Consider the following 15,243-nt stretch of genomic DNA (forward strand, 5'->3'; position numbering starts at 1 on the left):
GTTAAATAGCATTCTTGTCCATCCCCAGTTTGCGCTGAATGAACTTGACAATTTCAACAATAACAATCATGGCAAAGCTGCCAATCAGAACAGCCAGCCATTGCGACCAGTCAAGCTGGGTCACATGGAAGATACCTTCCAGCGGCTTAATCAGAATCGTTGCAGCCAGCAGGACAAAGGACACCAGAATGGACCAGTTAAAGGTCTTGGACTTGAAAGGACCGACGGTTAGGATAGACTGGTAAACAGACTTGACATTGAAAGCGTGAAAGAGCTGGATAAGCCCCAGAGTCGCAAAAGCCATGGTCAGGGCATCAGCGTGGATTGCTTTCAAATCACCGACATGGACCGGATTGGCAATAGCATAGCCATAGACAGCCAGCACCAAGAGTCCCTGCAGAACTCCTTGATAAATGATTGAGCTCAAGACACCGCCTGAGAAGAAGCTGGACTTGCGTCCGCGGGGTTTGTGGTTCATCACACCAGGCTCTGCAGGCTCAACACCCAGAGCAATCGCAGGGAAGGTATCGGTTACCAGATTGATCCAAAGCAGATGGACCGGCTGCAGCACGTCCCAGCCAAAGAGCGTAGCCAAGAAAATGGTCAGCACTTCAGCCGTATTAGCAGACAGCAGGTACTGAATTGTCTTTTGAATATTGGAGAAGACCTTGCGTCCTTCCTCAACAGCCACGATAATGGTCGCGAAGTTATCATCCGCCAGAATCATGTCAGAAGCACCTTTAGATACCTCTGTGCCTGTAATTCCCATGCCAATACCGATGTCAGCAGTTTTCAGAGCCGGCGCATCATTGACCCCGTCTCCAGTCATGGCCACAACCTTGCCTTGATTTTGCCAGGCCTTGACAATCCGCACCTTGTGCTCAGGTGATACACGCGCATAGACAGAATATTGGCCGACCACTTTTTCAAACTCTTCATCTGACAGTTCATTCAGTTCTGCACCAGTCAGGACATGGTCTTCAGTATCTCCTTCTTCGATGATACCCAAACGCTTAGCGATAGCTTCAGCTGTATCTTGATGGTCACCAGTAATCATAATCGGACGAATACCAGCTTCCTTGGCTACGCGAACCGCTTCTCCTGCTTCGGCCCGCTCAGGATCAATCATCCCAATTAAGCCGGTAAAAATCAGGTTATTTTCCAGATCTTCCGTCGTCAGCTCTGCCGGAACAGCGTCAATTATCTTATAGGCACCGGCCAGCACCCGCAAGGCTTCATGGGCCATAGCAGAGTTGTTGGTTTTAATCAGCTGTGCCGTTGCTTCATCAATGGCCGCAATGTCACCGGCCTTATCGCGGGAGACACAGCGCTTCAGCAGCTGATCTGGTGCACCCTTGACGGCTACCAAGTATTGGCCGTTCGACAGAGGGTGAACCGTTGACATGAGCTTGCGGTCTGAATCAAAGGGCAGCTCAGCTACACGTGGGTATTTTTCAAGGAAAGCCTTGACATCATAGCCCTTGTCCAGGGCATACTGGATAAAGGCCGTTTCTGTCGGATCCCCAATCAGCTTGCCTTCTTGGTCAATCTTAGTATCGTTGGCCAGAACAACTGAACGCAGCAGCGGCAGCTCTAGTCCCAGCTCAATATCCTGACCGGCTTCTCTGAGTTCGCCGTCATAAAAAACCTTCTCAACCGTCATCTTGTTCATGGTCAGGGTACCGGTCTTGTCAGATGCGATAATCTCAGTTGAGCCCAGTGTTTCAACAGCCGGCAGCTTGCGGACAATGGAATTGCGCTTGGCTAAAACCTGAGTTCCCAGAGCCAGCACAATGGTCACAATCGCCGGCAGTCCTTCCGGAATAGCGGCAACTGCCAGAGCAACAGAGGTCATCAGCTCTTCCAGAGGCGCCTTTCCTTGGATAAAAACACCCACGACAAAGGTTACAGCTGCAATGACCAGAATGACATAGGTCAGCACTTTTGAGAGACTATTGAGATTCTGCTTGAGCGGCGTGTCCGTTTCGTCGGCATTTTGCAGCATACCGGCAATATGCCCCACTTCGGTATACATACCGGTATTGACCACAACCCCAACTCCGCGTCCATAGGTCACATTGGAATTTTGGAAGGCCATATTGACCCGATCGCCGATGCCGGCATCTTCAGAAACTTCCACTGTCAAATCCTTGTCAACCGGAACGGATTCACCTGTCAGCGCCGCTTCTTCAATCTTGAGGGAGTTGGCTTCCAAGAGGCGGATATCCGCCGGAACGACATCACCGGCTTCCAGTCTGACAATATCGCCGGGCACCAATTCTTTGGAGTCCACTTCCGTCACATGGCCGTCCCGCAGCACACGCGCTGCCGGACTGGACATGGACTTAAGTGCTTCGATTGCTTCTTCAGCCTTGCCCTCCTGATAAACACCAAAAATGGCATTGATGACCACAACGGCCAGAATGATAATCGCATCTGCAATATCTTCGCCGCCTGAGGTAACAACGGAAAGGACCGCTGCTACCAGCAGGATGATAATCATCAAATCTTTAAACTGCTCTAGGAATTTCATGAGGAGAGATTTATTTTCTCCCTCATCCAGTTCATTGCGGCCATAGTCAGCCAGACGCTGCTGGGCTTGACTGCTGGACAGACCCTGATCCGAAGTTTCCATTGCCTGCAAAACTTCTTCAGGACTTTGAGTATAAAAGGCTTGGCGCTTTTGTTCTTTTGACAATTTTTCCTCCTTTGCGCTGTAAGGCCCGTCAGAAAGCGAGAGCTAGAGGGAATACCAGACTAGCAACTCCTCACCTTCTTAGGACAAACACCTTGGTCTCTCTTTGGATAAACAAAAAGAGACCTGTTGATTAACAAGTCTCGCTATTTCATACAAGGCCGGAAATTTCTTTCGTATTGACGACCTTGTAACGGTGTTACCGTTAGCTACTCCCTTGAGTGTTTTATATTGTATCAAAATTCCCCCTGTTTCGCAAGAGCCAGTCTCTTGATTTTTGAAAAAAATTCAGGAATTTTCAACACCAGCACCAGATGTCGGCTGATAAAGCCCTCCCCTATAAACAGATAGGCAGTGAAAATCATCAGCAGACCAGGCAGGAGCAGCCAGAACGGCAGAAACGCTTGAATTGAAAATAATGGCTCCCATGCAGTCAGCGGCGGAGCTAACCGCTCAAACTACTGTTTTGAGGCTGCGGATGGGGCTTCCCATAAGAAGCTATAAAAGCCCTCCCCCTCACCGCATCTTCAAACTCTAAATGATGATGGCCCCACCCGCAGGCGGTGGGACAGACTCCCAGATTTTCGGCTAAGATTCTCTTTGAAATGGCCTGATGGTTCCTGTCCAAAAACAACTATTCAAACCAGTATTCATGAAAAGAGCCCTCATACTTTGCTCAGAAAGAAAAAGGAGACACTGGCTGACCTGACAAAAGGGCTGCAGGTTTTTCCTATTTAACTCCAAGAAATTTCCAGTCGATAGCGGGCAAAAGTCTGCACGCTGTCCGGTGTTTTCAGCTCATAGCGGAGCTGAATGGTCTGCTCTTTCATGTCCAGCTGATAGTGCTCTGTCTGGGTGATGAAATGCTGCAGGCCAAGCGGAGTAGGAATGCTGACCGGAGCCTGTCCGCCTTTGATAAAACGCATGATGGATTTAGGGGTGGAAAAACGAGTCATGACCAGCTCCTCCTCCTGAAATTTCAGGACTGCTTTTTCTCCTTCTTCATTTGTGTAAATCAGGTAATGGCTGCCGCCTTTCTGGGTCCAGTCCGCCTCGTAGATCTGGTCAATGATTTCTGTCTGGTCGTCTATTTGAATCTGATTCCTTAGTCTGATTTGCATTTACTTATTCCTTTACATTGATTACTTTCTATTGTACCAAAAATCGGGACATTCTGTTCAGCTGGCTTTTCATTTTTATCAGACTCTTTCACTTTTCTTTTTCCTTTTCTGTCTATCCTGGATTTATGATATAATGGACCTATGATTGAAAAAGTATTTCGCGATCCTGTGCATAATTATGTCCATGTAGACCATCAGGTCATTTATGATTTGATTAACACCAAAGAATTTCAGCGGCTGCGCCGCATCAAGCAGCTGGGAACATCTGGCTATACCTTCCACGGCGGGGAGCACAGCCGCTTCTCCCACTGTCTGGGAGCCTATGAGATTGCCCGGCGGATTACCAAGATTTTCAGTGAAAAATATCAGGATAGCTGGGACAGCCACGAAAACCTGCTGACTATGGTGACCGCGCTCCTGCACGACGTGGGCCACGGGGCTTATTCCCACACCTTCGAACGTCTCTTTGATACCGACCACGAGGAGCTGACCCGGCAGATGATTACCAATCCTGAAACTGAAATCCATCAGGTCCTAGTGCAGGTGGCACCTGACTTTCCTGATAAAGTAGCCAGCGTGATCCATCACACTTATCCTAATAAACAAGTGGTGCAGCTGATTTCCAGTCAGATTGATGTAGACCGGATGGACTATCTGCTGCGGGATTCATTCTACACCGGAGCCTCTTACGGTCAGTTTGACCTGACGCGCATTCTGCGGGTTATTGTCCCAGTGGAGAAGGGCATTGCCTTCAAACGCAACGGCATGCACGCAGTAGAGGACTATGTCGTCAGCCGCTATCAGATGTATATGCAGGTCTACTTTCATCCGGCCAGCCGGGCCATGGAGGTCCTGCTGCAGAATCTGCTCAAGCGGGCTAAGTTTCTCTATCCTGAGCAAAAAGACTATTTTGCCCTGACTTCGCCCAATCTAATCCCTTTTTTTGAGAAACAGGTGACACTGCAGGACTATCTGGCTCTGGATGATGGGGTCATGAACACCTACTTTCAGGTCTGGATGACCAGCCCCGACATCATTCTGTCGGATTTGGCCCAGCGCTTCATCAACCGCAAGGTCTTTAAGTCCGTCATCTTTTCTCAGAAAAATGAAAAACATCTGGGAATCATGCGGGATTTGATCAGTCAGGTTGGTTTCGATCCTGATTATTACACAGCTATTCATCGGAATTTTGATTTACCCTATGATTTCTACCGGCCTGATGCTGAGAAACCACGGACCCAGATTGAGATTCTGCAAAAAGACGGCAGTCTGGCAGAACTGTCCAGCCTATCTCCTCTGGTCCACTCTCTGGCCGGAACCAGGCAGGGTGACAATCGTTTCTATTTCCCTAAGGAAATGCTGGCGGAAGCCGGACTCTTCAGTGAAAAAAATCATGCCTTTATGAATTATATACAAAACGACTACTTTATCTATGGAGAAGCAAATGACTGTTAAATTAGTGGCTGTCGATATTGACGGCACCCTCTTAAACAATAAACGCGAAATTACTCCGGAGGTCTTCAGCGCCATTCAGGACGCTAAGGCGGCCGGGGTCAAGATTGTCATCGCAACCGGACGCCCTATTGCCGGTGTGCAAAAGCTGCTGGAGGAGCTCCGCCTAAGGGAGCCGGACAACTATGTCATCACCTTCAACGGCGGTCTGGTGCAGGATACGGCTACTGGACAGGAGCTGATAAAGGAAACGCTGAGTTATGAAGACTATCTGGAGCTGGAATTTCTCAGCCGCAAACTGAATGTTCACATGCATGCCATCAGCAAGGACGGCATCTACACGGCTAACCGCAACATTGGCAGGTATACGGTCTATGAAGCCAATCTGGTCCATATGCCGGTCTTTTACCGGACGCCAGAAGAGATGGCGGACAAGGAAATTGTCAAAGTCATGTATATTGACGAGCCGGAGATTCTGGATGCGGCCATCGCCCGCCTGCCTCAGGAACTTTATGACAGCTATACCTTGGTCAAGTCTGCTCCCTTTTACTTGGAAATTGTCAAAAAAAACGTCAATAAGGGCGCCGCAGTACTGCATCTGGCAGAAAAGCTGGGGCTGACCAAAGATCAGACCATGGCCATCGGAGACGAAGAAAACGACCGGGCCATGCTGGAAGCCGTCGGCCATCCGGTTGTAATGGAAAACGGCCGGCCAGAGCTGAAAAAGATGGCCGAATACATTACCAAATCAAATGAAGAATCTGGTGTGGCACACGCCATTAGAGAGTGGGTATTAGATTAATGTACAGCTATAAAATTGGAATTTCTGCCCAAGAGCATGATGATTTTGTCACAGACAGTCCGCTGGCCAATCTGCTGCAAAGCTCGGCCTGGGCACAGATCAAGGACAACTGGGCCAATGAACGGCTGGGTTTTTATAAGGATGAGCAGTTGGTCGCTGCTGCCAGCGTTCTTATCAAGCCGCTGCCTCTGGGCTTCACCATGCTCTATATCCCCCGCGGCCCCATTATGGACTATGGCAATAAGGAGCTGACAGCCTTTGTACTCAGCTCTCTCAAGCAGTTTGCCAAGCAGAAAAAAGCCCTCTTTGTCAAGTTCGACCCCAGTCTCTTTCTAGCGGAAAGCAAGATTGGACAGGATTGGCAGAACAAGGAAGAGACCCTGGCCTTGATTGCCGAACTGCAGCAGGCCGGAGCCCTTTGGGTCGGCCGGACTGAATCGCTGGATGAGACGATTCAGCCTCGCTTTCAGGCCAACATTCACCGGGAAGATTTCAGCGAGGAGCTCCTGTCCAAAAGCACCCGGCAGGCTATCCGTACAGCCCGCAATAAAGGTATTAAAGTACAGTTTGGCGGTGCTGAACTGCTGGATGACTTTGCCGGCCTGATGAAAAAGACGGAACAGCGGAAAAAGATCTCTCTGCGTGGCAGGGATTATTACCAGAAACTGCTGGATACCTATCCTCAGCATTCCTATGTCACCCTTTCCAGCCTCAATCTGGAACAGCGGCTGCAGGACCTAGAGGACCAGCTGGCCAAAGCTCAGCAAGAAGCAGCGAAATTTACAGAAAAAACCAAGCCCGGCAAAAGAGACAACAACCAGCAGGAGCAAAAACGCCTGCAGGAAGAAATAGACTTCCTCCAAGGAAAAATCAGTCAAGGGGCTAAAACAGTTCCTCTGTCCGGAACCCTGACCTTAGAATATGGAGCCACATCCGAAAATATCTACGCCGGTATGGACGAGGAATACCGCCGTTACCAGCCAGCCATCATCACTTGGTATGAAACAGCTAAGCATGCCTTTGAGCGCGGCGCCGACTGGCAGAATATGGGCGGTATCGAAAACAGCCTTGACGGCGGTCTTTACCATTTCAAGTCCAAATTCAACCCGACCATTGAGGAATTTGCCGGTGAATTCAACCTGCCGACCCATCCTCTCTACCACCTGTCCAACCTTGCCTACACTGTCAGAAAAAAACTGCGCAGCAGGCACTAAGAGAAAGGAACAAGATGACTTTCAAAATTCTCAGCCAGAAAGAATTTACAGAGCATGCTGCAGCCTGCTCCCAGCGCTCTTTTATGCAGACCGCTGAAATGGCGGAACTGCTGCACAAGCGAGGCTTTCACTGCCAGTACATCGGCTATGCTGATCACGAGGGGCAAATCGCTGTCTCTGCTGTCCTGTACAGCATCCCCATGACCGGCGGCCTCCATATGGAGATCAACTGCGGCCCGCTCTCAACCAAGCCGGAATACCTCACGGCCTTCTACCAAGCCCTGCAGACCTATGCCAAAGAAAATGGGGCTCTGGAATTGATTGTCAAGCCCTATGAAAGCTACCAAAGTTTTGACAGCAGCGGTCAGGCAGCTTCTGCCGAAAGGCCGGAACTGATCAAGCAGCTGACAGACTTGGGCTTTGCCTTTGACGGCCTGCAGACCGGCTATCCCGGCGGCGAGCCCGACTGGCATTATGTCAAGGACCTGGCAGGACTGACCGAGAAAGACCTGATCAAATCCTTCAGTAAAAACGGCAGGGCTACAGTCAAAAAAGCCAATACTTTCGGCATCAAACTGAGAAAACTAAAACGGGAGGAGCTCAACCTCTTTAAAGACATAACCGCTGCTACCTCTGACCGCCGCGAATACGATGACAAACCGCTGGACTACTATGAAGATTTCTATGATGCTTTTGGCAATCAGGCTGATTTTATGATAGCCAGCCTGAATTTTCAGGATTACCTCAGCCATCTGGAAAACGACCAACAAAAACTGGGGCAAAGAATCCAAAAACTGGAAGCAGACTTGGAAAAAAATCCCCAGTCCGAGAAAAAGAAAAACCAGCTGCGGGAGATTTCCAGTCAGTTTGCCACTTTTGAAACCCGCAAGACTGAAGCACAGGATTTGATTGCCAAGTACGGCAATCAAGACCAGATTTTGGCTGCCAGCCTCTTTATCTATAGCCCTCAGGAAGCTACCTATCTTTTCAGCGGCTCCTATCCGGAGTTCAACAAGTTCTACGCTCCGGCCCTGCTGCAGGAATATGTCATGACCGAAAGCATCAAAAAAGGCATTCCCTTCTATAATTTTCTGGGAATCATGGGAATCTTTGACGGCTCAGATGGGGTGCTGCGCTTCAAACAAAACTTCAACGGTTACATTGTCCGCAAAATGGGCACCTTCCGCTACTACCCAAACCCTCTGAAATTTAAAGTGCTCAGCCTGCTGAAAAAGCTCTTAGGGCGTTAACACTACCGCTCGAAGCACTGCTCTGAGTTTTCGCAACATAAAAAAGACTGTAAAGAAAACAACCAAGCAAACACTTGGTTGTTCAGAACGTAGACAAATTCCATTTTCTTTGTAAAAATTTTCTTAATTCTTACAAAGAATTAAGAAAAAGCTCATTGCTATAATTAAAACAAAGATCAACCAAGTCTTTCCGCTGTGAGAAAAGCGCCTGAAACTCTTTAGTTTCAGGCGCTCGGAAGATTTGAGACTTTAGGCTCAAATCTTAGGTATGGAATTCCGAAGGAAGTCGCTACCGTCCGCACTCACTTAAGGAAAGACTTTGGATAACTTTGTCTTCAGTCTCAACAACCAAGCAAACACTTGGTTGTTTTCTTTATTTGTAACGCGGAGTTGCGAAGCCGCGGATATTGCCATGGCCAATCCGGTAGGTATTGCGTTTAACCTGATTGTTGCTGTTGCCCTCAATGGTATGGATAATGCCGTTTTCGACCTTCTCCACAATACCGATATGGTCGGCCCAGCCGTTATTCTGCTGGCTGTTTTGGTCCCAGTTAAAGGTAATAATATCACCGGCTTTAGGAGTTGTGTTGCCATCCTCATTCCAGATGCCCAGATTTTTAAAGATCTGAATATGGCGTTCCACTCCGCACTCACGGCCGATTAAATCGCTGAGGCCTTCCCTTTGGAAAACAACCGTCGTGAAAACATCGCACCAGTCATCGGTATTCTTAACAGCATAGCCGACAGGCAGCGGACGGACACTGTTGTAATCATTGACCAAGCGCTGGTGCTCAGCACTGCCGCCGCGCACTCCGACCAGAGCCGCTGCTGCTGCAAGGACACGGTCGCGCTGACTGGAAACCGGCTGCGGACGGTTGACAGAGATAGCAGTCGTTTGCATACCAACTCCCTGTAACTGCCCCTGATTATTCAGGTAGTACAAATGAATATTGTACTCACCAGCAACATTCTTGTGCTGATTAGCATGGACATGCTTGCGGTAGCTGCCATCACCCTGACGTTCAGCAGTGTACCACTGCACATCATCCTGACCGTTAGCCGTTGACCAGGTCGGCAGGTAAACTGTCTTCAGACCTTCCGGCGCCACAATGCCTGAAACAACAATGTCAAATTCACCGGTATCATTATTCTTATTCTGAATACTGATCTTGCCCTGCGGCTTACTGATGGTCACTTTTGTTTTGGCAGAAGCTACACCGTGCAGTTTACCGTCATTATCAGCATAATACAAATGGATATTATAGTCACCCTGTCCATTATCATGGTTGCTGGCTGAGACATGCTTCTTGTAAGTCCCATCGGCCTGACGCTCAGCTACATACCACTGCACATCATCCTGACCGCCCGCTTCTGACCAAGTCGGAAGATAGACCGTCTTCACGCCGTTTGGAGCCGAAATTCCTGAAACAAGGATCTCAAAATCGCCATTGTCCTGATTCTGATTCTGAATGCTGATTTTGCCTTGAACAGCTCTTGGAGCAGCTGCCTTGGAGACCGTTGTCTTCTCCATAGCAACTCCCTGCAGCTTTCCTGCATTGCTGAGATAATAGAGGTGGATGTTGTACTCACCCAGAGAATCCTTGTGATCGCCGGCCTTAACATGCTGTTTATAAGTACCATCAGCTTGGCGCTGCGCTTCATACCATTTGACATCATCCTGACCGCCTGCAGTTGACCAAGTCGGCAGATAAACCGTCTTCAGCCCCTCTGGTGCGACGATGTCTGAAACCACAATGTCAAACTCCCCGGAGTTCCTATTGTTGTTTTGGATGCTGATTTTGCCTTGGGGTTTATTGATTACAACCTTGGTCTTTTCAGCTGCAACAGCCTGCAGCTTATTCTCAGCTGTCACATAGTAAAGATGGACATTGTAGTCACCAACAGAATTTTTATGGTCGCTGGCCTTGACATGCTTCTTGTAAGTCCCATCGGCCTGGCGTTCAGCAGTGTACCACTGGATGTCGTCCTGATCATTGACCGTAGACCAAGTCGGCAGATAGACCCGCGCCAGACCCTGAGGGGCATGAATTTCGGAAACAACGATATCAAATTCGCCGCTGTCCTGATTCTTATTTTGAATGCTGATTTTGCCCTGAGCTGTTTTTGACTGGTTTTTAGCAACTGTCGTCTTCACAGACGCTACGCCCTGCAGCTGATTGGCACTGTTGACATAATAGAGATGGATATTGTACTCACCCAAAGAATCCTTGTGATTGCTGGCTGAGACATGCTGCCTGTAAGTACCGTCAGCCTGACGCTCAGCGGTGTACCACTGAATATCATCCTGACCGCCCGCAGCTGACCAGGTCGGCAGGTAAACGCGCTCCAGACCTTGAGGAGCCACAATCCCTGAGACCACAATATCAAATTCGCCCGTACTGTTGTTTTTATTTTGGATACTAAGCGTGCCTTCAGGCTTTTTGACAGAAACGGTTGTCTTCGTGCCGCTCACACCGACCAGCTGACCGTCATTGCGGACATAGTAAAGATGGACATTGTACTGACCCGTCGAGTTCTTGTGTCTGCTTGATTCAACGGTTATCTTATACGTCCCATTAGCCTGTCTGCCAGCCTCATACCAGATGATATCATCTTGGCCGTCTACCTCAGACCAGACCGGCACCTTAACAGCAGATACTCCATAAGGAGCAGAAACATTTGAAATGACTACATCAAAGCTTCCATTGGCAGTATTGTTGTTTTGAATGCCGATGTCGCCTTTCAAAGGCTGATTGGCAAGAGCCGATTGCTTGGTAAACCGCCCGGTATAGTCAATGCTGTGATCAAAGACATGCTTGCCAGCCAGCAGCTGGGCCTGAGAAGTAAACTGCCATGCCCCTGCTCCGCTGTTGTATTTGAGAGACTTGGCGCTGTCCAGTTTTAGATTGGCAGACGGATACTGAGCCACCCAGAAATTGCTATAACCAAACTGAGCAGTATTGACCGGTCCCTTGCTGCGGAGATTATTCTGATCCAGCCAGCTGGCGCTGGTGTAATACATGAGATTGGCATAGCCAAGCCTGCGCATTTCATCTGCCCAAGCCTGCGTATGCTGGTTAATCCCATTTTGCATCTTAGGATCTTCCATATCATTGACCATGACTGTGCTTTTCGATAAGCCGAGCCGATTGGCAACCGATACATAATAACGCGCTTCTGCTCTTGCTTCTTCATCACTGGTATAGTGTGAAAAAGCATAGGTAGACACCTGCAGACCGGCACCTTGGGCGTTTTTCACCTGCGATTCAGCAAAGGGATTGGTATAGGTTGTGCCTTCAGTCAGCTTCACCACGACGCCTCCCACGCCTTGCTGGGCCAGTTTGCGATAATCCTCAACGCTGATCTGGCCATTGTGGCTGCTGACATCCACAAAGGAAGAACCCTTGATTTCCGCCTGCGGATTGCTGCGAGCGGTCTGGGCATTAGCTGCTGCATTGTAAAATCCGGACTGGCCCGCTGAACTTGCACTTGCAGCAGACGGCTGTGTTTCCACATTGGCTGCGGGAGCTTTTGCAGCTTCTTTTTCTTGGCTGGCTGCTGCCGCTGGATTTGCAGCCATGCTTTCCTGAGTGGCTGCCTGCTCTTTCTGGCCTGCAGCTGGCTCTTCCGGCTGAGCTGGCACTTCCGTTGCAGCAGAGGCAGAGGGTTGAGCTGCTGAGCCTGCCTGAGTCTGACCAGCCGCTGCTGTCTCCGACGCTGTCACAGTCGGCTGTGTTTGCACAGCGGGCTGACTGTCTGCTATACCTGTCTGATCGGCCCTTTCATCGGCAGCAGACACCGCTGCTTCTTCGCCTGCTGCTTGGCCCTGCAGACCGGCTGGCTGCTCCGTTACGAGTATCCCGGAATCAGCAACTGTCTTTTCCTCAGCCTGAGCCACATTTGCTGTTGCGGCCAATAAGATGGCCGTACTCGCTAAATAAACTAATTCTTTCGATTTCACCTTTTCTCTCCAATTTTTAAAAAACTTGTCACCTTTGAGAAGACAAGTCTTTTGATAAAATGTTATTTTACAAAATCAAGCAAGGCCAAGAAGCTTTCTGCTTCAAGGGATGCACCGCCGACAAGCGCTCCGTCCACATCTGGGCAAGCCATATACTCTGCAACGTTTTCAGGTTTTACAGAACCGCCGTACTGCACACGAACTTTATCTGCAACTTCCTGACCGAAGTCAGCAGCCACGACATCACGAACCGCTTTACACATCTTTTGTGCATCGTCCTGAGTCGCAGATTTGCCAGTACCGATTGCCCAGATTGGCTCGTATGCAATAACAGTTGAAGCAACTTGTTCAGCTGTCAATCCCGCAAGCGCTGCTGATACCTGAGCACCTACAAATTCAGCAGCTTTACCCGCTTCATAAGTCTCAAGTGATTCACCACAACAAATAATTGGAAGCATACCATTTGCAAAGATTGCTTTTGCTTTTTTGTTGATGTCTTGATCTGTTTCATGGAAGTAGTCACGGCGTTCTGAGTGACCAATAACAACGTAGTTAACACCCATTTCTGACAATACTTTTGGAGAAGTTTCACCAGTAAAGGCACCCGCATTCTCAAAATAGCAGTTTTGAGCTGCAACTTTCAATTCTGAATCTTTTGCAAACCAAAGCAAAGCATTCAAATCAACTGCAGGAGCAGCAATTGCTGCTTCAACAAGGTCTGAAGATGGCAATTTACCTACTAAAGCTTCCACAAAAGCTTGAGCCTCTTGCGGATTTTTATTCATTTTCCAGTTACCGGCAATAAATGGTTTACGTGACATTTCACATACCTCTTCTATTTTTATTTATAGCTAGTATTGTACCACAGTTCCGCCAATTAATAAAGGTTATCCACAGAATTTCATCAAATTGAAACATCTTTATTTTCACACACCCTGTTCCTGTTGATAAGCAGTGATTACTGCCGGGTCTGGGCTGTTGGGGCACGAAGGTCTGCTCATTCAATTTTAGGTTCATCTTCTTCTAACATCAAGAGCAGAAACCCTTCGGCTCGGCTGGCTCCAGCAGTCCGCTGCAGTGACGCTCAGCCGCAAAAAAGCCCCGCCGAAGCGGAGCTTAGTGTCTGATTATAATTGTTCATCTGGGAACGGAACCGAATTAAGCTTCGATTTCTGTAACCATACCTGAACCAACGGTACGTCCACCTTCACGGATAGAGAAAGTAGTACCTTGTTCAACGGCGATTGGGTGGATCAATTCAACTTCAATTGTAACGTTATCACCAGGCATTACCATTTCAGTACCTGCAGGCAGTTCGATTGAACCTGTAACGTCAGTTGTACGGAAGTAGAACTGTGGACGGTAGTTGTTGAAGAATGGAGTGTGACGTCCGCCTTCTTCTTTAGTAAGGATGTAAACTTCGCCCTTGAATTTAGTGTGTGGGTTGATTGAACCTGGTTTCGCAATAACTTGTCCACGTTCGATTTCATCACGTTGGATACCACGGAGAAGCACACCTACGTTGTCCCCTGCAAGACCTTCGTCAAGCTGTTTACGGAACATTTCCACACCAGTAACAACTGCTTTTTGGATTTCTTCCTTGATACCAACGATTTCGATTTCGTCGTTGACTTTAACAATACCGCGGTCGATACGTCCTGAAGCAACCGTACCACGACCAGTGATAGAGAATACGTCTTCGACAGGAAGGAGGAGCGGTTTGTCAGTATCGCGTTCTGGTTCTGGAATGTACTCATCAACAGTATCCATCAATTCCATGATGATGTCTTCGTATTTAGAGTCGCCTTCAAGAGCTTTCAGAGCTGAACCTTGGATAACTGGAAGATCGTCACCTGGGAAGTCGTATTCTGACAAGAGGTCACGGATTTCCATTTCAACCAATTCAAGCAATTCTTCATCGTCAACCAAGTCAACTTTGTTCATGAAGACGATCAAGTGCTTAACACCAACCTGACGAGAAAGCAGGATGTGTTCACGAGTTTGCGGCATTGGTCCGTCAGTTGACGCTACTACAAGGATAGCTCCGTCCATCTGAGCGGCACCGGTGATCATGTTTTTAACGTAGTCCGCGTGTCCTGGAGCGTCGATGTGAGCGTAGTGACGCTTAGCAGTTTCATACTCAACGTGCGCAGTGTTGATGGTGATTCCGCGTTCGCGTTCTTCTGGAGCAGCATCGATTGAAGCGTAGTCTTTTGGTTGGTTCACTGAACTTGGAAGACGACGAGCCAATACAGTTGTGATTGCTGCAGTCAGGGTAGTTTTACCGTGGTCAACGTGTCCGATAGTACCAATGTTAACGTGCGGTTTACTACGATCGTATTTTTCTTTTGCCATTTGAGTAAAAGCCTCCAATAAAATATATTTTATAGATAGACAGTAGGCAATACAGTCTAACTTTCCTTACTATTTTATCAAATTTTAATGAAAAAGCAAGCCTTTTAGCATTTTTTTGTGAATTATTCCCTGTCTAATTGATAATAAGGTTGATTGGGTGCAGAGGCTCCGATACTGGAGGCATAAATCCAGTCTTTCCCCTCTAACTGGGCGAAATTCTCGGCCTTGCCGGTCAGGATAATGCCGGAAAATTTGCACTCCTCTGCTGTTTGATAAGTCTGATTAAGATAAGCTAACTCTTTGTCCGTATTGTAGACCTCTCCCTGAGATGTTTTAACGCTAAGAGACTGTATAACAAAAAAACCGGGAAGAACCCGATTTTTTTACAGCTAT

At 48.3% G+C, this 15,243-nt stretch carries 10 protein-coding genes; 4 read left to right on the plus strand and 6 right to left on the minus strand.

The features are described from left to right. Window position 1 precedes the first annotated feature (1 nt). Together DHL47_RS03410 and DHL47_RS03415 are read right to left on the minus strand one after the other, a co-directional pair. Window positions 2–2,698, minus strand: a complete 2,697-nt coding sequence (locus tag DHL47_RS03410) for a cation-translocating P-type ATPase (RefSeq protein ID WP_209550905.1) — start codon at window positions 2,696–2,698, stop codon at window positions 2–4. Window positions 2,699–3,429: 731 nt separating this feature from the next. Next, window positions 3,430–3,816: a YwiB family protein gene (locus DHL47_RS03415; RefSeq protein ID WP_209550906.1), complete on the minus strand. Its 387-nt coding sequence runs from the start codon at window positions 3,814–3,816 to the stop codon at window positions 3,430–3,432. A 141-nt stretch (window positions 3,817–3,957) separates the two neighbouring features. Between DHL47_RS03415 and DHL47_RS03420 the strand changes: the two genes are divergently transcribed. The 4 genes from DHL47_RS03420 to DHL47_RS03435 are packed head-to-tail and all read left to right on the plus strand — an operon-like array spanning window position 3,958 to window position 8,534. After that, complete coding sequence (locus tag DHL47_RS03420; RefSeq protein ID WP_209550907.1) at window positions 3,958–5,271, plus strand: HD domain-containing protein; 1,314 nt, start codon at window positions 3,958–3,960, stop codon at window positions 5,269–5,271. Continuing rightward, the gene (yidA, locus tag DHL47_RS03425) at window positions 5,261–6,070 is read left to right on the plus strand and encodes a sugar-phosphatase (protein ID WP_128835929.1); all 810 of its coding nucleotides are present in this window, start codon (window positions 5,261–5,263) and stop codon (window positions 6,068–6,070) included. Before DHL47_RS03420 ends, yidA begins: the two co-directional genes overlap by 11 nt. Further along, window positions 6,070–7,284 carry an aminoacyltransferase gene (locus DHL47_RS03430; RefSeq protein ID WP_209550908.1) on the plus strand — a complete coding sequence of 405 codons (1,215 nt, stop codon included), beginning with the start codon at window positions 6,070–6,072 and terminating at the stop codon, window positions 7,282–7,284. Before yidA ends, DHL47_RS03430 begins: the two co-directional genes overlap by 1 nt. Before the next feature lie 14 nt (window positions 7,285–7,298). Beyond that, on the plus strand, window positions 7,299–8,534 hold the full coding sequence (locus tag DHL47_RS03435; RefSeq protein WP_209550909.1) for an aminoacyltransferase: 1,236 nt from the start codon (window positions 7,299–7,301) through the stop codon (window positions 8,532–8,534). Window positions 8,535–8,907: 373 nt separating this feature from the next. Here the strand turns inward: DHL47_RS03435 and DHL47_RS03440 are convergent, their stop codons facing one another. The 4 genes from DHL47_RS03440 to DHL47_RS13685 form a co-directional block, all read right to left on the minus strand. After that, window positions 8,908–12,495 (minus strand): GBS Bsp-like repeat-containing protein, encoded by a 3,588-nt coding sequence (locus tag DHL47_RS03440; RefSeq protein ID WP_209550910.1) that lies wholly within the window; start codon window positions 12,493–12,495, stop codon window positions 8,908–8,910. Window positions 12,496–12,557: 62 nt separating this feature from the next. Beyond that, entirely contained in the window at window positions 12,558–13,316 is a 759-nt protein-coding gene (gene tpiA, locus DHL47_RS03445) for a triose-phosphate isomerase (protein WP_209550911.1), read from the minus strand. A gap of 337 nt (window positions 13,317–13,653) precedes the next feature. Further along, entirely contained in the window at window positions 13,654–14,850 is a 1,197-nt protein-coding gene (tuf, locus tag DHL47_RS03450; protein WP_128835923.1) for an elongation factor Tu, read from the minus strand. Window positions 14,851–14,972: 122 nt separating this feature from the next. After that, the gene (locus tag DHL47_RS13685) at window positions 14,973–15,203 is read right to left on the minus strand and encodes an anti sigma factor C-terminal domain-containing protein (RefSeq protein WP_338060080.1); all 231 of its coding nucleotides are present in this window, start codon (window positions 15,201–15,203) and stop codon (window positions 14,973–14,975) included. Window positions 15,204–15,243: the final 40 nt, after the last annotated feature.

This window comes from Streptococcus panodentis (assembly GCF_017884005.1).
Classification (GTDB): domain Bacteria; phylum Bacillota; class Bacilli; order Lactobacillales; family Streptococcaceae; genus Streptococcus; species Streptococcus panodentis.